Source organism: Dactylosporangium sp. NPDC048998 (assembly GCF_043197855.1).
In the GTDB taxonomy this organism is placed as follows: Bacteria; Actinomycetota; Actinomycetes; order Mycobacteriales; family Micromonosporaceae; genus Dactylosporangium.
The window spans coordinates 64,330-81,888 of record NZ_JBICTV010000018.1 but is presented as its reverse complement, the minus strand read 5'-3'; the positions used below and the strand labels follow the sequence as shown (position 1 = coordinate 81,888).

General features: G+C 74.4%; 17 protein-coding genes. 10 read left to right on the top strand and 7 right to left on the bottom strand.

From position 1 onward, the window contains the following. The first annotated feature begins 45 nt into the window (after positions 1–45). The 5 genes from ACGFI8_RS31465 to ACGFI8_RS31445 are packed head-to-tail and all read left to right on the top strand — an operon-like array spanning position 46 to position 4,439. Complete coding sequence (locus ACGFI8_RS31465; RefSeq protein WP_392810415.1) at positions 46–636, top strand: monooxygenase; 591 nt, start codon at positions 46–48, stop codon at positions 634–636. Next, complete coding sequence (locus tag ACGFI8_RS31460) at positions 633–1,169, top strand: GNAT family N-acetyltransferase (RefSeq protein ID WP_392810414.1); 537 nt, start codon at positions 633–635, stop codon at positions 1,167–1,169. Before ACGFI8_RS31465 ends, ACGFI8_RS31460 begins: the two co-directional genes overlap by 4 nt. Then, the gene (locus ACGFI8_RS31455; protein ID WP_392810413.1) at positions 1,166–1,903 is read left to right on the top strand and encodes a carotenoid biosynthesis protein; all 738 of its coding nucleotides are present in this window, start codon (positions 1,166–1,168) and stop codon (positions 1,901–1,903) included. The genes ACGFI8_RS31460 and ACGFI8_RS31455 overlap by 4 nt, the downstream gene beginning before the upstream one ends. Beyond that, positions 1,891–2,991 carry a glycosyltransferase gene (locus ACGFI8_RS31450; protein ID WP_392810412.1) on the top strand — a complete coding sequence of 367 codons (1,101 nt, stop codon included), beginning with the start codon at positions 1,891–1,893 and terminating at the stop codon, positions 2,989–2,991. Before ACGFI8_RS31455 ends, ACGFI8_RS31450 begins: the two co-directional genes overlap by 13 nt. Further along, positions 2,979–4,439, top strand: a complete 1,461-nt coding sequence (locus tag ACGFI8_RS31445; RefSeq protein WP_392810411.1) for a phytoene desaturase family protein — start codon at positions 2,979–2,981, stop codon at positions 4,437–4,439. The genes ACGFI8_RS31450 and ACGFI8_RS31445 overlap by 13 nt, the downstream gene beginning before the upstream one ends. 21 nt (positions 4,440–4,460) lie before the next feature. On the opposite strand, the gene ACGFI8_RS31440 is transcribed toward ACGFI8_RS31445, so the two are convergent. Together ACGFI8_RS31440 and metF are read right to left on the bottom strand one after the other, a co-directional pair. Next, a complete protein-coding gene (locus ACGFI8_RS31440; RefSeq protein WP_392810410.1) occupies positions 4,461–5,123 on the bottom strand; it encodes a CDP-alcohol phosphatidyltransferase family protein in 663 nt (220 codons plus the stop codon). After that, a complete protein-coding gene (gene metF, locus ACGFI8_RS31435; protein ID WP_392810409.1) occupies positions 5,110–6,027 on the bottom strand; it encodes a methylenetetrahydrofolate reductase [NAD(P)H] in 918 nt (305 codons plus the stop codon). Before metF ends, ACGFI8_RS31440 begins: the two co-directional genes overlap by 14 nt. A 187-nt stretch (positions 6,028–6,214) precedes the next feature. Between metF and ACGFI8_RS31430 the strand changes: the two genes are divergently transcribed. Next, on the top strand, positions 6,215–8,260 hold the full coding sequence (locus tag ACGFI8_RS31430; protein ID WP_392810408.1) for a helix-turn-helix transcriptional regulator: 2,046 nt from the start codon (positions 6,215–6,217) through the stop codon (positions 8,258–8,260). A gap of 10 nt (positions 8,261–8,270) precedes the next feature. Further along, entirely contained in the window at positions 8,271–9,335 is a 1,065-nt protein-coding gene (locus ACGFI8_RS31425; RefSeq protein WP_392810407.1) for a polyprenyl synthetase family protein, read from the top strand. Here the strand turns inward: ACGFI8_RS31425 and ACGFI8_RS31420 are convergent. From ACGFI8_RS31420 to ACGFI8_RS31410, 3 genes are read right to left on the bottom strand one after another with little or no spacing between them, the layout of a single operon-like run. Further along, positions 9,271–9,612, bottom strand: coding sequence for a lycopene cyclase domain-containing protein (locus ACGFI8_RS31420; protein ID WP_392810406.1), 342 nt, complete (start codon positions 9,610–9,612; stop codon positions 9,271–9,273). The two genes, ACGFI8_RS31425 and ACGFI8_RS31420, sit on opposite strands and share 65 nt — an antisense overlap. Then, on the bottom strand, positions 9,609–9,929 hold the full coding sequence (locus ACGFI8_RS31415) for a lycopene cyclase domain-containing protein (protein WP_392810405.1): 321 nt from the start codon (positions 9,927–9,929) through the stop codon (positions 9,609–9,611). Before ACGFI8_RS31415 ends, ACGFI8_RS31420 begins: the two co-directional genes overlap by 4 nt. Before the next feature lie 2 nt (positions 9,930–9,931). Next, positions 9,932–10,240 carry an Rv2175c family DNA-binding protein gene (locus ACGFI8_RS31410; RefSeq protein WP_392810490.1) on the bottom strand — a complete coding sequence of 103 codons (309 nt, stop codon included), beginning with the start codon at positions 10,238–10,240 and terminating at the stop codon, positions 9,932–9,934. 477 nt (positions 10,241–10,717) lie between these two features. On the opposite strand from ACGFI8_RS31410, the gene ACGFI8_RS31405 reads away from it, so the two are divergent. The 3 genes from ACGFI8_RS31405 (at position 10,718) to ACGFI8_RS31395 (ending at position 15,023) form a co-directional block, all read left to right on the top strand. Continuing rightward, positions 10,718–12,685 carry a PASTA domain-containing protein gene (locus tag ACGFI8_RS31405; RefSeq protein ID WP_392810404.1) on the top strand — a complete coding sequence of 656 codons (1,968 nt, stop codon included), beginning with the start codon at positions 10,718–10,720 and terminating at the stop codon, positions 12,683–12,685. Next, positions 12,685–13,560, top strand: a complete 876-nt coding sequence (locus ACGFI8_RS31400) for a deoxyribonuclease IV (RefSeq protein WP_392810403.1) — start codon at positions 12,685–12,687, stop codon at positions 13,558–13,560. Before ACGFI8_RS31405 ends, ACGFI8_RS31400 begins: the two co-directional genes overlap by 1 nt. A gap of 203 nt (positions 13,561–13,763) precedes the next feature. Next, positions 13,764–15,023, top strand: coding sequence for an MFS transporter (locus ACGFI8_RS31395; protein ID WP_392810402.1), 1,260 nt, complete (start codon positions 13,764–13,766; stop codon positions 15,021–15,023). 86 nt (positions 15,024–15,109) lie between these two features. Here ACGFI8_RS31395 and ACGFI8_RS31390 read toward each other — a convergent pair whose 3' ends face one another. Further along, positions 15,110–16,144 carry a threonine aldolase family protein gene (locus ACGFI8_RS31390; protein WP_392810401.1) on the bottom strand — a complete coding sequence of 345 codons (1,035 nt, stop codon included), beginning with the start codon at positions 16,142–16,144 and terminating at the stop codon, positions 15,110–15,112. Further along, positions 16,137–17,531 carry a class II 3-deoxy-7-phosphoheptulonate synthase gene (locus ACGFI8_RS31385; protein WP_392810399.1) on the bottom strand — a complete coding sequence of 465 codons (1,395 nt, stop codon included), beginning with the start codon at positions 17,529–17,531 and terminating at the stop codon, positions 16,137–16,139. The genes ACGFI8_RS31390 and ACGFI8_RS31385 overlap by 8 nt, the downstream gene beginning before the upstream one ends. Positions 17,532–17,559 lie beyond the last annotated feature (28 nt).

Below are 17,559 nucleotides of genomic sequence, written 5' to 3'. Positions count from 1 at the left end.
GTCTGGCGGGTGCCGTCGCGCGCGGTGCCCGCGATGTTCTGGTCCATGGCGGTAGACAGGCGAAAAATCCGGAAAAAGTCGTACTTCGCCAAGCTCCTCGGCACCGCCCGGGGCAGCGAGTTCGGGGTGGGCGCCGCCGACCTGACGCGGTGGGCGGCGCTCGTCGTCTCGGACGAGGACGCCCGCCCGCCGATGCGGGGCGCGCTGAGCAGCTGCACCGTCACGCTGGAGCCGATCGCCAGCCGCGGCACCTGGTCGGGCCGGTCGCCCTTCACGCCGGAGGCGGCGGCGCAGCGTGACGGGCCGATCGCGGTCCTGACGCGGGCGCGGCTGCGGCCGTTGCGGGCGGCGGCGTTCTGGCGGGCCATCGATCCTGTCGCGCGCAGCCTGCGCACGGCCGAGGGGCTGCACTGCGCCTTCGGCATCGGCGAGGCCCCCGTAGGATTCCAGGGCACGGTGAGCCTCTGGCGCTCCGCGGCGGACGTCGTGCGGTTCGCGTACCGTCGGCCCGAGCACGCCGCGGTCGTGGAGCGCACGGCTCGCCAGGGCTGGTATGCGGAGGAGTTGTTCGCCCGGTTCCGCGTGCTCGGCATCGACGGCGACCGAGAGGTGATCGGGTGGAGGGACGGCCAGTGAGGCTGGTGCGGTGGCGCGGTGAGGACCTGCTCGAACGCCTCGACGACGTCATCGCCGTGTACGGCGAGGCCATGGGCTACTCCGTGCAGCTGCTGCAGACCCGCCGCGGCTATGTCGCCGGGCACACCCGCCGCGAGTCGTTCCAGGCGGTCGCCACCCTCGACGACGACGAAAACCTGCTCGGGTTCGGGTACGGCTACCGCGGTACCTCCGGCCAATGGTGGCACGACCAGGTCCGCAGCGCGCTCAAGCGCGACGCTCGCAAGTACTGGCTGACCGACTGCTTCGAGCTGGTCGAGCTGCACGTCCGCCCGCTCGCGCAGGGGCACGGCATCGGCGCGCGCCAGCTGCACGAGCTGCTCACCAACGCCGCGCACCAGACGGTGCTGCTGTCCACGCCCGAGGCGCCCGAGGCGACGTCGAGGGCCTGGCGGCTGTACCGCCGGTTCGGCTTCGTCGATGTCCTGCGCCACTTCAACTTCCCGGGCGACGACCGCCCGTTCGCCGTGCTGGGCCGGGCCCTCCCCCTGTGAGGCCCTGGTTCGGCCTCGGCGCGCTGGTGCTCGCCGAGATCGGGTACCCGCTCACCGACGGCCGCGCCCGCGCGGTCCTGGTCGTCGCGACCGTCTGCCTCGGCTACGCGCTGTCGGTCTGGCACGCGTACTCCACCCGGGGCGCGCGGGCGGCCGGCGCGCTGGTGCTGGTCACGACCGCCGGCGGCCTCCTGGTCGAGGCGGTCGGGCGCTCGACCGGCCACCCGTTCGGCGCCTACGACTACACCGGCGCGCTCGGCCCGCGGCTGCTCGGCGTGCCGGTGGTGATCCCGCTCGCCTGGACCTGGATGGCCTGGCCGGCGTGGGTGGCGGCGGGGCGCCTGACCGCGCGGCCGCTCGCCCGCGTCGGGGTGGCCGGGCTCGGGCTCGCCGCGTGGGACCTGTTCCTCGATCCGCAGATGGTTTCGCAGCAGTACTGGCTGTGGCACACGACCACCCCCGCGCTCCCCGGCGTGCCGGGCATCCCGCTGACCAACTATCTGGGCTGGCTCGGGGTGGCCATCGCGCTGATGGCCCTGCTGCGCCTCGCGCTCGGGGACGACCCGGCGCGACCGGGGGCCGATGCGCCGATGCATGCGATGTACCTCTGGACGTACACCTCGAGCATCGTGGCCCACGGGCTCTTCCTGGGCCTGCCCGCCTCAGCCGCCTGGGGTGCGGTGGGCATGGGCCTCGTCGCGGTCCCGCTGGCGGTGCGGCTATGGCGCTCCTGATCGGCTGCGCGGCGCTGCTCGCGCTGCTGGTGCACACGCTGGCCAACGCGCGCCTGCTGCGCCGCCCGCCGATCATCGGGTCGGCGGGCGGGGTCGCGTCCGCGCCGCCCCGACAGGTCGCGGTCCTGCTGCCGCTGCGCGACGAGGCCACCCGCGTCGAGCCGTGCCTGCGCGCGCTGCTGGAACTGCCGCCCGCGGTACGCGTGCTGGTGCTCGACGACGGATCCACCGACGGCACCGCGGAGCTGGTGCGGCGCGTCGCCGGCGACCGGGTCACGCTGCTGACCGGCCGGCCGCTGCCCGCGGGCTGGCTGGGCAAGCCGCACGCCTGCCAGCAGCTCGCCGACGCGGCCGGCGACGCCGAGGTGCTCGTGTTCCTCGACGCGGACGTGGTGCTCGCCCCGGATGCGGTCGAGCGCGCCACCGTCCTGCTGCGACGGTCCGGAGTGGACCTGCTCAGCCCATACCCCCGGATCGAGGCGGTGGGCCCCGGCGAGCGGCTCGTCCAGCCCCTGCTGCAGTGGTCGTGGCTGACGTTCCTGCCGCTGCGGGCGATGGAGCGCTCGGCGCGCCCGTCGCTGGCGGCGGCGGGCGGGCAGTTCCTGGTCGTGCGCCGGGACGCGTACGAGCGAGCCGGCGGGCACGCGGCGGTGCGGGACCGGGTGCTCGAGGACATCGAGCTGGCCCGGGCGGTGAAGCGCTCGGGCGGGCGGATCGGGCTCGCGGACGGCTCGGCGCTGGCACGCTGCCGGATGTACGCCTCGTGGCGCGAGCTCTCCGACGGGTACGCCAAGTCGCTGTGGGCGTCCTTCGGCTCGCCGCTGGGCGCCGTGGCCGTGCTCGCCATGCTGCTGGCGCTCTACGTCGTACTCCCCGCCGCCGTCCTGTTCGGACAGTGGGCGGGGCTGCTCGCCTACGCCCTCGGGGTCGCCGGCCGGGCCGTCTCCGCCCGCGCGACCGGCGGCCGGGCCTTCCCCGACGCGCTGGCGCACCCGGTCTCCGTGCTGCTGTTCGCCTGGCTGGTCGCCCGCTCGTACGCCCGGCGCGGCCGCACCACCTGGAAGGGGCGCCCGACATGGCGACCGTGACCGTCGTCGGCGCTGGCGTGGGCGGGCTGGCGGCCGCCGCCCGGCTCGCCGCGGCCGGGCACCGGGTGACCGTGTTCGAGCAGGCGGCCACCGTCGGCGGCAAGCTCGGCCGGCACGAGCGGGAGACCGCGGCCGGCACGTTCCGGTTCGACACCGGCCCGAGCCTGTTCACGCTGCCGCAGGTCGCCGCGGAGCTGTTCGCGTCCACCGGCGGAGGCGGGCTGGACCTCGTGCCGCTCGACCCGATCGTGCGCCACCGCTTCCCCGACGGCTCCACCCTGGACTCGACCGGCGGCGACGCGTTCGCCGAGCGGATCGCGGCGACCTTCGGCGCGGACGCGGCCGCGGACTGGCGCCGGCTGTGGCGGCGGGCCGGGCGGGTCTGGGCGGCATCCTGGCGGCACGTGCTGACGTCGCCGGTGGACGGCCCGCTGCGAATGGCCGGGCTCGCGTGGCGGCTGGGCGACCTGGCCGCCATCGCGCCGGGGCGAACGCTGCGCGGCCTGGGCCGCACGCACCTGCGCGACCCGCGGCTGCGCATGCTGCTGGAGCGCTACGCCACCTACACCGGCGCCGACCCGCGCCGCGCGCCGGCCGCACTGCTGGCGATCCCGTACGCGGAGCTGGCCTTCGGCGGCTGGTACCTGCGCGGGGGCCTCGGCACGCTCGCCGACGCGCTGCTGGCGCGCTGCGAGTCGCTGGGCGTGCGCGTGCACACCGGCACCGCGGTGCGCTCGATCGCCGTGGCCGGCTCGCGCGCCGCCGGCGTGGTGCTCGACGACGGCGCCGAGGTCGCCGCCGACGTCGTGGTGGCCAACGCCGACGCCCTGCACGTGTACCGCGACCTGCTGCCGTCCCCGCGAGTGGCCCGCCGGCTCGCGGCGCGCAGCCTGGGCGGGTTTGTGCTGCTGCTCGGCGTGCGCGGGCGCACTGCGGGGCTCGCGCACCACACGGTCTTCTTCCCGCGCGACTACGACGCCGAGTTCGATGCCGTCTTCGGTACGGCGTCCGGTACCGGGCCCTCGCCCGTCGCCGACCCCGCCGTGTTCGTCACCGTCGCCGACGATCCGCTGGTCCGCCCGGACGGGTACGAGGCCTGGTTCGTCCTGGTGAACGCGGCCCCGCAGGGCCCCGTCGACTGGCGCTCTGCCGGCCCCGGCCACGCCGACCGGGTGCTGGAGGTGCTCGCCGAGCGGGGCTTCGACGTCCGCGACCGCCTGCTCTTCCGCGAGGTGCTGACCCCGGCCGACCTGGAAGCCGCGACCCGCTCCCCCGGCGGCGCCATCTACGGCACCGCCGGCCACGGCCTCGCCGGCATGCTCCGCCCGCCCAACCGCGCCCCGGTGCCCGGCCTGTTCCTGGTCGGCGGCTCCGTGCACCCCGGCGGCGGCCTGCCCCTCGTAATGCTCTCCGCGAAGATCGTCGCGGATCTCATCGGAGCTGGTTGAGCAGCGGTCGAACCCCGCGCGTTACCGCAGGGCCTTACGCACCGCCGTGGACAGCTGCGCGAAGCCGACGACCGACACCGCCAGCGCGATCGCGAGGGTCGCGGTCGCGGCGCGCGGATCGAACAGCGCCGCCAACAGGCCGAAGATCGTGATCAGGATCCGGGTCGGGCGCTCCGCGATCGTGACAGTACCGATGTCGCTCATGCCGGCCACTGCGGCGCGGGCCCGGACGTACTCGTGCAGCCACATCACCGCGCCGCACGTGGCGGCCAGCCACGCGGGGGCGCCCAGCAGCGCGAACGCGATCAGCCAGGCGGCCTCGGCGAGGCGATCGGCGACCGCGTCGTACACCTGGCCCAGGCACGTGGCGCCGGCCGCGACCACGGCGAGGACGCCGTCGACGGTGTCCGCGAACGCCGAGAGCAGGACCAGGATCGCGGCCACCAGCGGGCCGGCGGGGACGGTGACGGCGGCCAAGGGTACCGCCGCGGAGGAGAGCAGCCCGATCGACGTGATCGCGTTCGGGCTGCGCACGCCGAGGCGGACCAGGCCGGCGCCCAGCCGGTGGCAGAGGCGCAGCCAGCCCCGGACCGGGGCCGGGGCCTCCCGCGGGTCGTAGCCGCCGTGGGTTTCGGACCAGCGCTCGCAGTATCCGTCCCAGCCCAGCGGCTCAGGTCCGCGCACCGACGCCGAGCTGCTGCCACACCTCGCGGGTCGCGGTGGACCGGTTGAAGGTGATGAAGTGGATGCCGGGCACGCCCTCGCCGAGCAGGCGCTGGCACATCTCGGTGGCGTGGTCGATGCCGAGGCGCCGCACCGCCTGCGGGTCGTCCGCGATCCGCTCGAAGCGCGCGGCCAGCTCCGACGGGAACGGGGCACCGGACAGCTGCTGCGAGCGGGCGATGGTGCCGATGGCGGTGACCGGCATGATGCCCGCGACGATCGGCGTGTCGCAGCCGGCCTCGACGACCCGGTCGCGCAGCCGCAGGTAGTCATCGACGTCGAAGAACATCTGCGTGATCGCGAAGTCGGCGCCGGCCCGGCATTTGCGGACGAAGTTGGCGGTGTCGGACTCCACGTCGGGCGAGCGCGGGTGCTTGTACGGAAACGCCGCGACCCCGATGCTGAAGTCACCGGCCTCGTGGACAAGGCGGACGAGATCCTCCGCGTAGAGCACGCCGTCGGGGTGGGGGACCCAGTCCCCGGTCGGGTCGCCCGGCGGGTCGCCGCGCACGAGCAGGAAGTTGCGGATGCCGGCCCCGGCGAGCTGCCCGATCACGTTGCGCAGCTCCGCGGTCGAGTGGTTGACGGCGGTCAGGTGCGCCATCGGCAGCAGCGTGGTTTCCGTCGCGACCCGCTCGGTCACCGCCACGGTCGTGTCGCGGGTGCTGCCGCCGGCACCGTACGTGATCGACACGAACGACGGCTGTAACGACTCGAGCTCCCGGATCGCCTGCCACAGCTGCCGCTCCGCCTCGGGCGTCTTCGGCGGGGAGAACTCGAACGAGAACGTGGGCCCGTGGTGCGCGATCAGGTCGCCGATCGACGCCGGTCCACCGGCCATGACAGAGGGAAGTCCGAGAGCCACGCCCTGCACTTTAGTGCCGAACGACCGCTGATAGGCACTCCAGAACGGCGCGGGATCCTGTCGTACCTCTGGGGTAGAAAGGGGGTGGACATTGCTTCGGCTGGGGCCGCCCGCGACGGCCGCAGGTCGGGGCCTGTGTCCCTGGTGCCGCGAGCGAACGGGGGTCGCTGGTTCCAGGAGGTGAGGAATGTCTGGCAGACCGGGCGAGATCGCGGCCACCGCCGAAACGTTCGGCGCCCTGCTCACACGCCTGCGCCTGGCACGGGGCCGGTCGCAGCTGCGCTTGGCCGAGATGCTGTGCGCGGCCGCCGACGTGCCCTCGATCACACGGCACGAGGTGTCGCGGTGGGAGCGCGGCGAGCGGATTCCGGGCGCGCCGTGGCTGGCGTGGCTGGCGTTCGTACTGCAGGCGCCGCTGGACGACCTCGAACGCGCGGCCGCGTGCTCGCGCCGCCTCCGCGCCCCGGACGGGCCGCGCCGCGCGACGGCCGGGGCACCGCGCGACGGGACGGACGTGCCGCCCGCGCCGCCAGCCACGGCGCCGCCGGTTTCGCCGGCCCTGTCGCCGGCCCAGTCGACGGTTCTGTCATCGGCCACTTCGCCAGCCGCGGCGCCGGCCGGGGCACCTCCCGTTGCGCCGGCCATTTCACCGCCCGCCTCCCCAGCCGCGGCGCAAGCCACTTCGCCGCCCGCTTCGCGGGCCGCGGCGCAGGCCGGGGCACGGCCTGTTGCGCCGGCCGTTTCGCCAGCCGTAGCCGTGGCGCCGGCCGGGTCGCCGGTCGAGGCCGGGCCGGGGCGCACCGGGGCCGCAACGCCGCGGGCTCCGGCCAGGGCGGCGCGGGCCATCGCACCGGCGACGCCGGCCGCGACACGGACGGCACCGGCCGCCGCGCACACGGGCGTAGGGACGGGTCGCGCGGCGGAAACGGACGGAGGGCTCGCCATGGACGCCGAACGACGGGTCGCTGAGCTGCGGCGGATGGACGACCTCGTCTCCGGGCCGGAGCTGGTGCGCCGCGTCCGCGACGAGTTCGCGGCAGCGGTGCGGGGCGGCGGGGATCGGGCCGGCGCGGCGGCGCTGGGGCAGATCGCGCAGCTGGCGCAGCTCGCGGTCTGGGCGGGCGTGGACGCCGGCGCGCCGGTCGGCGGGCGCACGGTCGCCGGGCTCGCTCGGCGCGGGGTGCGGGCCGCGATCGACGGCGGGCACCGGGCGCTCGCCGGGCACCTGCTCGGCTGCCTCGCGCAACTGCGTGCGGAGGACGGCGACGGGGCGGCGGCGCTGCGACTGGCGCGTGCGGCCCGGCGGGTGGCGGCGCCCGCCGACGCCGGCACGCTCGCGCTGCTCTGGCTGCGGGAGGCGGCCGCCGCGGCGGCGTGCGGCGAGCGGAGCTACTGCGACGCGGCGCTGGCCGCGGCGGAGCGGGCGCACCGGCTGCGGACCGAGGAGCACGATCCGCCCTGGCTGTACTGGCTCGACGACGCCCATCTCGCCGCCGTGGCCGGGCGTTGCCAGGCGGGCCTGGGGCGGCACCGGCTCGCGCTGCCGCTGCTGGCCGCCGCCCTGGCCCCGGCGCCGGCCGCGACCGCCGGACCGGCACGGCGCACGTCCATGAACACCACCGAGCCGCACCGGCGCGCCACGTCCACGAACGCCTCCGGGCCATCCGGGGCCGGGACGAGCGCGAACAGCGCCGGGCCACCCCGAGCCCCCCGAGCCGGCACCACCGAGCCGCACCGGCGCGCAACGTCCACGAACGCCTCCGGGCCGCCCCGGGCGAGGACGAGCGCGAACAGCGCCGGGCCACCCCGAGCCGGCGCGGCCGCTGACGCCACCGGGCCGCGCCGGGCCGGCGGGGCCGCGAGCGGCCACGCGCCGAGCGGATCGACGGGGCGGCGGGGCATGCCGGGCGGGTCGGACGGTCCGCGAACGGCGGAAGCGCCGCCCCGGCTTGCGGGCGTGCGGTTTCGCGCGGCCGGGCTTGTGCAGGTCGCCCGGGCTCGGGCGCTCGTCGCGGCCGGGGAGCTGGACGAGGCCTGTGTCGCGGCCTCCGCGGCGTTGGTGGTGTGCGTCTCCAGTGGCTCGGTCCGGGTGCTCCGGGAGCTCGAACGGGTCCGGCCCGGGTTGCGACGCGGCGCGTCTTATCGCGATTTTTCCGAAATGTACGAATCGGCATGGCGGCTGCTACCCGGTGTGACGAGCACCGCCGAGCCGGCGGGTCGGGCTTCGAGCTAGCGTCTCTGCCGTGACGCACCCCTTCCTCGACCGGTCCGAGCTTCGCGTACGGGTCCGGCGGGCCCTCGACGGGTTCCTGCGCCTGCGGCGCGACCGGCTCGTCGAGATCGAGCCCGAGGCGCTACAGCCCGTGGCCGACGCCATCGACGCGCTGGTGCTGGGGGGCGGCAAGCGGCTGCGGCCGGCGTTCGCGTACTGGGGGTATCGCGGGGCCGGGGGCGCCGACGCCGACGAGATCGTCGCGGCCGTGGCGGCGCTGGAGCTGGTGCAGGCCAGCGCGCTCATCCACGACGACGTGATGGACGGGTCGGAGACGCGGCGCGGGGAGCCGGCGGTGCACCGGCGGTTCGCGAACCTGCACCGGGCGAGCGGCTGGCGCGGGGACGGCGACGGGTTCGGCACGGCGGCGGCGATCCTGCTCGGGGACCTGTGCCTGGTCTGGTCGGACGAGATGCTGCACGCCAGCGGGGTCGACCCGGTGACCCTCGCCCGGGCACGGCCGGTGTTCGACGACATGCGCAGCGAGGTGACGATCGGGCAGTACCTCGACGTGCAGACGCAGGCCACGGGCGACACGTCGACGGCGCGGGCGAGCCTGGTGGCGCGGTTCAAGTCGGCGAAGTACACGATCGAGCAGCCGCTGGTGTTCGGCGCGGCGCTGGCCGGGGACGCGCCGCAGCTGGCCCGGGCGTATTCGGCGTTCGGGCTGCCGCTCGGCGAGGCGTTCCAGCTGCGCGACGACGTGCTCGGCGTGTTCGGCGACCCGGCGGTGACCGGCAAGCCGGCCGGGGACGACCTGCGCGAGGGCAAGCGCACCTACCTGATCGCGGCCGCCATCGAGAGCGCCGGGCACGGCGTGTTCGACGACCGCCTGGGCGACCCGGACCTGGACGAGCAGGGGGTGGCGCTGCTGCGCAGGACGATCGTGGACAGCGGGGCGCTGCACCGCACCGAGGAGCGGATCGCACAGCTGACCGAGGCGGCGCTGCGGGCGCTGAACGCCGCGGAGATCACGGACGAGGCCCGGGAGGTCCTGACGGGTCTGGCCCAGGCGGCGACCCAGCGCGCGGTCTGAGGTACGTCCACAGCGACAGCGTGCTGAGCACCAGGGCGAACCCGAAGGCGAGGTCCTCGACCGGGGCGTGCGCCAGGCGCACCCCGAGGATGGCCGACGGGCTGTAGAGCACGACGCCGCGGCCGGTGAGGATCCCGTTGGACAGCAGCTGAAAGGCGAACACGATCGGGTACGCGAGCCAGAACACGCGGCCGAGCACCAGGCGCGTGCGCAGCAGCGCCACATCGAGTACCACCGCCGAAACGACCCCGATGGCGGCGGCCGCCGTGTAGGTCATCGGCGGGACCAGCGCTGCAGCGTCTGCCGGGTCGCCTCGAAGCCCAGGATCGCGCACACCGGCACGACCAGGAAGAACAGCAGCTCCTCCAGAGGCAGGCCGCCGGGCAGGACGATCCCGGCGATCTGCCGCGGGTCGAAGGTCCAGTGCCCGGCGCGGATCGCCAGCAGGTCCCAGGCCACGAACACGGCCGCGACCGGCGCGACGGTCAGCACGAGCCGCCGCGCCTGCCGCAGTACACCCACCTTGAGCAGCGGCTCGAGCCAGAGCGCGCCGGCCAGGCAGCCGGCGAGCACCAGCAGGTAGGTCCAGCGCACCGTCAGAAGCCCAGCGCCTGGGCGCGCCGCTTGACCTCGGTGGCCCGGTTGCCGCGCAGCGCCTCGGCGGGGGTGCCGGGCAGCGACTCGTCGGCGGTGTAGAGCCACCGGAGGGCCTCGTCGTCGTTGTACCCAGCGTCGTACAACAACCTCAGCACGCCCGGAAGGTGCTTGAGCACGCTCGCTTCGGTGATGAAGTCCGCGGGGACGCGCAGCACGCCGCTCTCCCGGACGGCGATCAGGGAACGGTCGCGGACCAGCTGGTGCACCCGGTTGACCGGGATGCCCAGGCGCTCCGCCACATCGGGCATGGTCAGCCACTCGGCCGGGCCGACAGGTTGTTCGTTCACACCTGCAGATTAGTGCGCGGTACGTCATGAGGAAGGAACGGGCAGTGGGGCTCTGGCTCAGGGTCAACCGCGAGGTCTCCGGTGCCTGGCGCTCCCCGCGCGCTACGACATCTGCCGGCACGCGAACCGGCGGCGGGCCGCAGGTGCGCCGGTCCACTCCCCCGCATCCCCCGCAGCTCGTAGCGCTGCCGGAGGTGCCGGCGCCGCTGGAGCTGCCGGCGCAGCAGGCGACGGATCCGGAGAGCACCCCGACCCCGTCGCCGAGCGCGAGCCCCAGCGAGACCGCCAGCCCGTCACCCTCCGTGTCGAGCCCATCGCCATCGCCGTCGTGGGCAAAGCACCCGAAACGGGGACAAAACACCGATGACAACGCCGCGTCGGGGCAATCCGGCGACGGGCGCTGAGCTTTTGGTCGCACCAGCCGTACACTCGCAGCCAATGGATACCACGGTCGCCGATCCACTGCTCGGTGCGCTTGTCGACGGGCGCTACCGCGTTCGCTCGCGTGTCGCCAAGGGCGGCATGGCGACGGTCTACACCGCGCTCGACGAGCGGCTTGAGCGCACCGTCGCGCTGAAGATCATTCATCCGGCGCAGTCGCGTGACCCACAGTTCGTGGACCGGTTCACCGACGAGGCCAAGACCATCGCCCGGCTGACCCACCCCAACGTCGTCGCCGTGTACGACCAGGGCACATACCACGGCCTGCCGTATCTGGTGATGGAGTACGTGCGCGGCCGGACCCTGCGCGAGGTGCTCGCCGAGCGGCGCCGCCTGCAGCCGCAGGAGGCCCTCGCGATCATGGAGCAGATGCTCGCCGCGATCGCCGCCGCGCACCGGGCGGGCCTCGTGCACCGCGACGTCAAGCCGGAAAACGTGCTGGTCGCCGAGTCGCCGGGCGAGACGCACAACATCATCGACGGCGTCGTCAAGGTCGCCGACTTCGGCTTGGCCCGCGCAGTCGAGGCGAGCGCCGACGAGACCGGCTCGCAATTGATGGCCACCGTCGCCTACGTGGCCCCCGAGCTGGTCACCGACGGGCACGCGGACCCGCGCACCGACGTCTATTCGGCCGGCATCGTGCTGTTCGAGATGCTCACCGGCCGGGTGCCCTACGAGGCCGACCGCCCCGTCGAGGTGGCCTGGCAGCACGTGGACCGCGACGTGCCGTTCCCGTCGCGATACGTGCCCGGCCTGCCGCCGCAGGTCGACGACCTGGTGGCCCGCGCGACCCGCCGCGACCCGGGCGGCCGCCCGACCGACGCGGGCGCGATGCTCGCCGAGGTGCAGTCGGTCCGCGAGGACATCGGCACGGCGCTGGCCACCCGGGCCCGCCCGGTCGCGCCGCCGACCGTGGTGGTGCCACGGGTCGAGTCGGTGCCGCAGAGGTCGGTGCCGCAGACGTATCAGGCCACCCGGCGCCCCTCGTGGGCCCGGCTGCCCGCCTCCGCTCCCGCGCCGGCGGTCAACCGCCGGCACCGCACCGAACCGGGCCCCGGCGGCGGCCTGCAGGGGCTGCTCGAGCAGGTCAACGCCAACCCGCGCACCCGGCTGGCCGTGATCGCGGCGATGCTGACGTTCGGCCTGCTCGTCGCGGTCGGCGGCTACTGGTTCGGCGTGGGGCGGTACACCGAAGCCCCAGACCTGACCACGAAGACCAAGGAGCAGGCTGCCCATCTGGCCACCGTCGCCGGCTTCAAGGTGAAGTTCGCCGACCCGCAGTACGACACGAAGATCCCCAGGGATCAGGTCCTCTCCCAGGATCCGCCGCCCCGCGGGCGCATCCTCGACGGCGGCATGATCACGCTGACGCTGTCGCTGGGCCCCGAGGTATACAAGGTGCCCGACATCGCCGGCAAGGAGTGGGACCTCGCGCAGGTCGACCTGCAGGCGATGAAGCTGGTCGGCAACCGCGCGGAGCGGTTCGACGACGCCGTGCCGGTCGGCTACGTCGTCGACACCGACCCGAAGATCGGGACCCAGGTCCAGCCCGGGCAGACGATCACGGTGTACGTCAGCAAGGGCCCCAACCCGGTCAAGGTGCCCCTCGTGGTGGGCAAGCAGCTGGAGCAGGCCAAGTCGGACCTCGCCAAGGTGAAGATCACCCTCGGCAAGGTCGAGGAGGTCGACAGCGACAAGCCCAAGGGCGAGGTCGTCTCGCAGAGCATCGGCGACGGCAACAGCGTCGCCGACGGCATGGTCATGGACCTGCAGGTCTCCAAGGGCCCCGCGCAGATCCCGATGCCCGAGGTGCGCAACATGCCGCTCGACCAGGCGCGCGCCCAGCTCGAGGGCCTCGGCCTGGTCGTCGACTCGCAGGGCTTCGGCACCGTCCGCCAGCAAAACCCGCAGCCCAATACGCCGGTCGTCCCCGGCCAGCACGTATCGCTGTTCGCGTTCTTCTGATGCCTGACACCAGCATCGCCCCGGTCGGCGGGCACGCGCCCGCCGCCGGGGGCCTGGCCAAGGCCGCGCTGCGCTACGTCGGGCAGACGGAGGCGACGGCGGTCCAGGTGTACGTCTCCAATCCTCGCGGCTGGGCGCTGACCCCGGGCGACGCGAAGCAGGACGACGCGTTCCTCAAGGGCTGCGCGGACCACGGCGTGACGGCGTACATCCACGCGGCGCTGCTGGTCAACCTGGGCTCGCCGACCGAGGCGACCGTGGAGCGCTCGCTGGCCACGCTCGAACACGCGCTGCGCCGGGGCCGTGACATCGGGGCCCGGGGCGTGGTGTTCCACGCCGGCTCCGCGGTGGACGCCGAGCATGCCGAAAAAGCCTTCGCGACGGTACGCCGGGTGCTGCGCCCGCTCCTCGACCGCGCCGAACGGGAGGGCTGGCCGCCGCTGCTGGTCGAGCCAAGCGCGGGCGGCGGACGGTCGCTGGCCTCGCGGGTGGAGCACCTCGCCGAGTACCTGGCGGCCGTCGACCACCACCCCCTCCTCGGCGTCTGCTTCGACACCTGCCACGCCTGGGCCGCGGGCCACGACCTGGCCACGCCGGGCGGCATGACCGAAACGCTCGACGCCCTGGTCACCGCCGTCGGCCCGGACCGGCTGCGACTCATCCACGCCAACGACTCGAAGGACGCGTGCGGCTCGACCCGCGACCGCCACGAGTCGCTGGACAAGGGCACGATCGGCGCGGCCGCGTTCGCGGAGCTGCTCAGGCACCCGGCGGTCCGGGGCGTGCCGCTGATCGTGGAGACCCCGAGCGGCACGGACGCCGCGGACCATGCGGCGGACATCGCGCTACTCCGCGCCGCGGCGCAACAGGACTGACAACCCAGACCGCGCGAGCGCCTCAGGCGGCAGCGGATACATCAAGACGCTCCGCGTCCTGATGTATCCGATATTTCGTCATTCATCCCTATCCCGCTTGACATCGGCGTCCGTGACCAGAAGTCTTGCGCCGTGAATCTGCGCCGGCGCCCACCCACGCCGGGTGCGGCTCTCGTCCCCATTGCCCCCGAGGTGTCCGTGTGATGCGCCGCGACCTCGCGATCCTCGGCGCCGGCCTCGCGGTGTCGACCGCCGGTGACGCGGCCGCGCTCGTCGCGCTGCTGCTGCGGCTGGAGCCGCACGGCAGCGGCTGGGTGGCCGGGCTGCTGGCGGCGGAGCTGGTGCCGTACATCGTGCTGGCCCCGATCACCGGACGGATCGTGGACCGGTTCGAGACCCGGTCGGTGCTGCTCGTCGCGCTGGCCGGGCAGGCGCTGCTGTGCGTGCCGCTCGCGTTCGCCACGCAGCTGTGGGCGATCATCGCGCTGTTCGCCGGCGTCACCGCACTGTCCGCCTTCGTGCGCCCGGCCACGTCTGCGCTGGTGCCGGCCATCACGGGCGAGGAGGGGGCCGCCCGCGGGTACTCCATCCTGGCCACCGGCACCGGGCTGGGCTGGATCGCCGGGCCGGCCGCCGGCGGCCTGCTCTCGGGGGCGTTCGGCCCGACGGCCGCCGTACTGGTGGACGCCGCCACCTTCGCCGTGCTCACGCTGGCGTGCTCCACCCTCGCCGCCCGCCGCCGCCCGGCCGGCGCGACCGCTGCGAGCGCCTCGACGGTCGAGACGCCCGCACCGGTCGACGCGGACGTCGCGGACGCGCCGGGCAACTCGGGCAACTCGGACACCACAAGCGCGCCGCGGGCAGCGCCGGTGGCCGAGGGTGGGCTTCGGCTCATCTTCGCCGACCGGATCCTCCGCACGGCGCTGGTCGGCAGCGCGATCGCCATCGGCAGCGGGGTGATCGACAACGTGGCCGCGCCGTTCCGGTTCGTGGGGCAGTTGGGGACGAGCGACTCGGGCTACGGCCTATACCTCACGCTGTGGGGCGTCGGCGCGCTCCTCGGGGCCCAGATCCTGCCCCGCATCCGGATGAGCGACCACGCTGGCCTCGCGCTGGGCAACCTGCTGACCGGGGCCGGGATCGCGGGCATCGGGCTGGCCCCGAACCTGACGCTCGCGTTCGTCGCGTCCACGCTCGGCGGGCTGGGCAACGGCCTGGCGAACGTCTCGCAGAGCGCGCTGATCAGCGGGCGTACCCCGGCGGCCCAGCACGGGCGGGCCTTCGCGGCGGCCGGGGCCGTGATCCAGACCGCGATCGGCGTCGGTACCGCGGCGGCATCGCCCCTCGTCGCCCTCCTGCACGCCGACGGCGCGATGATCGCCGCGGGCGTGCTGACCTGCGCCACCTCCGCCATAGCGCTGACCATTTCCGGCACTATCACGAAAAATCCGGGCACGTCGTGACATCGAAGAAGTCGTGACATGCCCGGAAACAGCCGCCGAAATCGGAAACCCGGCCGCAGGGGCCGGGCTCCGGAGGACGGCCGGGCTCAGCGGGACAGCAGCGTCGGCAGGACCTTCACCGCGTGGTCGATGGCGTCCTCGGTCTGGTCCAGGTGCGTGACCAGGCGGACCAGGCGCCGGCCCAGCACCGACACCAGGATGCCGTGCTCGCGCGCCGCCGTGGCGAACGCCGGGCCGTCCATCGAGGCGCCGGTCAGGTCGAGCGGGACGATGTTGGTGCGGATGCGGGCCGGGTCGACGACGCCGGCCGGGGCCAGGGCCTCGGCGAGGCGGCGGGCGCGGTCGTGGTCCTCGGCCAGCCGCGCGATGTTGTTGCGCAGCGCGTAGAGCCCCGCCGCGGCCAGGATGCCCGCCTGGCGCATGCCGCCGCCCATCCGCTTGCGCAGCTTGCGCGCGGCGGCGATGCGCTCGGCCGAGCCGACGATCAGCGAGCCGACCGGCGCGCCCAGGCCCTTGGAGAGACAGACGGAGAGCGAGTCGAAGAGGCGGCCGTAGGTGGCCAGGGGCACGCCGTCGGCCACGTGGGCGTGCCAGATGCGGGCGCCGTCGCAGTGCAGGTGTACGCCCGTGTCGTCGGCGATCGCGCGGAGAGCCTGGAGGGTCGCCAGCGGCAGCACGGCGCCGCCCTGGCGGTTGTGGGTCTGCTCGACGGCGATCGCGCGGGTCGGGACGGCGACGAAGCCGTCGGGGCGGATCATGTCGGCAACGACGGCCGGGTCGAGGTCGGCGCCGGCGGACGGCCAGGTGCGCGTCGACACGCCGCCAATCGCCGCGGCCGCGCCGATCTCGTCGGTGACCACGTGCGCGGCCGCGTCGCAGAGCAGCTCCTCGCCGCGCGGCACGGCGAGCTGCAGCGCGATCTGGTTGGCCATCGTGCCGCTGGGCGCGAACAGGGCGGCCTCGTGGCCGAAGAGCCCGGCGACGTACTCCTGCAGCTCGTGCAGCGTCGGGTCCTCGTCGAACACGTCGTCGCCGACCTCGGCCGCGGCCATCGCCTCGCGCATGGCGGGCGACGGCCGGGTGAGGGTGTCGGACCTGAAGTCGATGACGACGTCAGCCACGCAGCATCTCCGCGACGAGGAACGCGAGCTCCAGCGACTGCTGGGTGTTGAGGCGCGGGTCGCAGGCGGTCTCGTAGCGGTCCGGCAGGTCCTCGTCGACGATGGCCTGCGCGCCGCCGAGGCACTCGGTGACATCCTCGCCGGTCAGCTCCACGTGCAGGCCGCCCGGGTGGGTCTCCAGCTCGCGGTGGACCTCGAAGTAGCCGAGGACCTCATCGACGATGCGGTCGAAGTGGCGGGTCTTGTACCCGTTGGACGACTCGTGCGTGTTGCCGTGCATCGGGTCGCACTGCCAGACGACCCGGCAGCCGGCGGCGGTGACCTTCTCCACGATGGGCGGCAGCGCGTCGCGGACCTTGGTGCTGCCCATCCGGGACACGAACGTGAGGCGGCCGGGGACGTTTTGCGGGTTGAGCCGCTCGAACAATTCCAGCGCCTGCTCCGGCGAGGTGGTCGGGCCGAGCTTGACGCCGATCGGGTTGGCGATGCGCGACATGAAGTCGACGTGCGCGCCGTCGAGCTGCCGGGTGCGCTCGCCGATCCACAGGAAGTGCCCGGAGAGCCCGTACGGCCGGCCGCCCGCGATGCGCACCAGCGGCCGCTCGTACTCCAGCGCGAGGGCCTCGTGCGAGCAGTACAGCGTGACGGTGCGCAGCGCCTCGTCGTCGGTGACGCCGCAGGCCTGCATGAAACGCAGCGCCCGGTCGATCTCGCGGGCGATCGCCTCGTAGCGCTGCCCGGCCGGCGAGGTCACCACGAACCCCTTGTTCCAGTCGTGCACGGCGTGCAGGTCGGCCATGCCGCCGCCGAGGTAGGCGCGCAGCATGTTCATCGCGCTGGAGGAGTTGGCGTAGGCCCGGACCATGCGCTGCGGATCGGCGACGCGCGCCTCCGGGTCCTGGTCGAGCGAGTTGATCATGTCGCCGCGGTAGGCGGGCAGGCCCAGCGAGTCGAGCGCGGACGAGCGCGGCTTGGTGAACTGGCCGGCGACCCGCCCGATCTTCACGACCGGCAGCGAGGCGCCATAGGTCAGCACGATCGCCATCTGCAGCAGCGTGCGGGCGTTGCCCAGGACGTGGGCCTCGGTGTTGTCGGCGAAGGTCTCGGCGCAGTCGCCACCCTGCAGCATGAACGCCTTGCCGTCGGCGACGAGGGCGAGGCGCTCGCGCAGCTGGTCGACCTCGTAGGGGGCGACGATCGGCGGTACGGAGGTCAGCAGCTGCCCGACCTCGTCGACGGCGGCCTGGTCGGGCCACGGCGGGGTCTGGGCCCGGGGCAGCGTGCGCCACCGGTCGAGGCCGAACTCGTCGTCATCCTGGTTGCCCGGGACGGCGACGCGGGAGATCTCCGGACCGGGGTAAGTGAAGTGGTGCCACTCCTGCCGCATGAGGCAAAGCGTACCGATCGGGATCGGC

Coding starts and splice junctions, on each gene's coding strand:
- ACGFI8_RS31465 (WP_392810415.1), top strand. CDS start 46: ATGGCGGTAGACAGGCGAAAAATCCGGAAAAAGTCGTACTTCGCCAAG.
- ACGFI8_RS31450 (WP_392810412.1), top strand. CDS start 1,891: ATGGCGCTCCTGATCGGCTGCGCGGCGCTGCTCGCGCTGCTGGTGCAC.
- ACGFI8_RS31445 (WP_392810411.1), top strand. CDS start 2,979: ATGGCGACCGTGACCGTCGTCGGCGCTGGCGTGGGCGGGCTGGCGGCC.
- ACGFI8_RS31430 (WP_392810408.1), top strand. CDS start 6,215: ATGTCTGGCAGACCGGGCGAGATCGCGGCCACCGCCGAAACGTTCGGC.
- ACGFI8_RS31420 (WP_392810406.1), bottom strand. CDS start 9,612: ATGACCTACACGGCGGCCGCCGCCATCGGGGTCGTTTCGGCGGTGGTA.
- ACGFI8_RS31410 (WP_392810490.1), bottom strand. CDS start 10,240: ATGCCCGATGTGGCGGAGCGCCTGGGCATCCCGGTCAACCGGGTGCAC.
- ACGFI8_RS31405 (WP_392810404.1), top strand. CDS start 10,718: ATGGATACCACGGTCGCCGATCCACTGCTCGGTGCGCTTGTCGACGGG.
- ACGFI8_RS31400 (WP_392810403.1), top strand. CDS start 12,685: ATGCCTGACACCAGCATCGCCCCGGTCGGCGGGCACGCGCCCGCCGCC.
- ACGFI8_RS31395 (WP_392810402.1), top strand. CDS start 13,764: ATGCGCCGCGACCTCGCGATCCTCGGCGCCGGCCTCGCGGTGTCGACC.
- ACGFI8_RS31385 (WP_392810399.1), bottom strand. CDS start 17,531: ATGCGGCAGGAGTGGCACCACTTCACTTACCCCGGTCCGGAGATCTCC.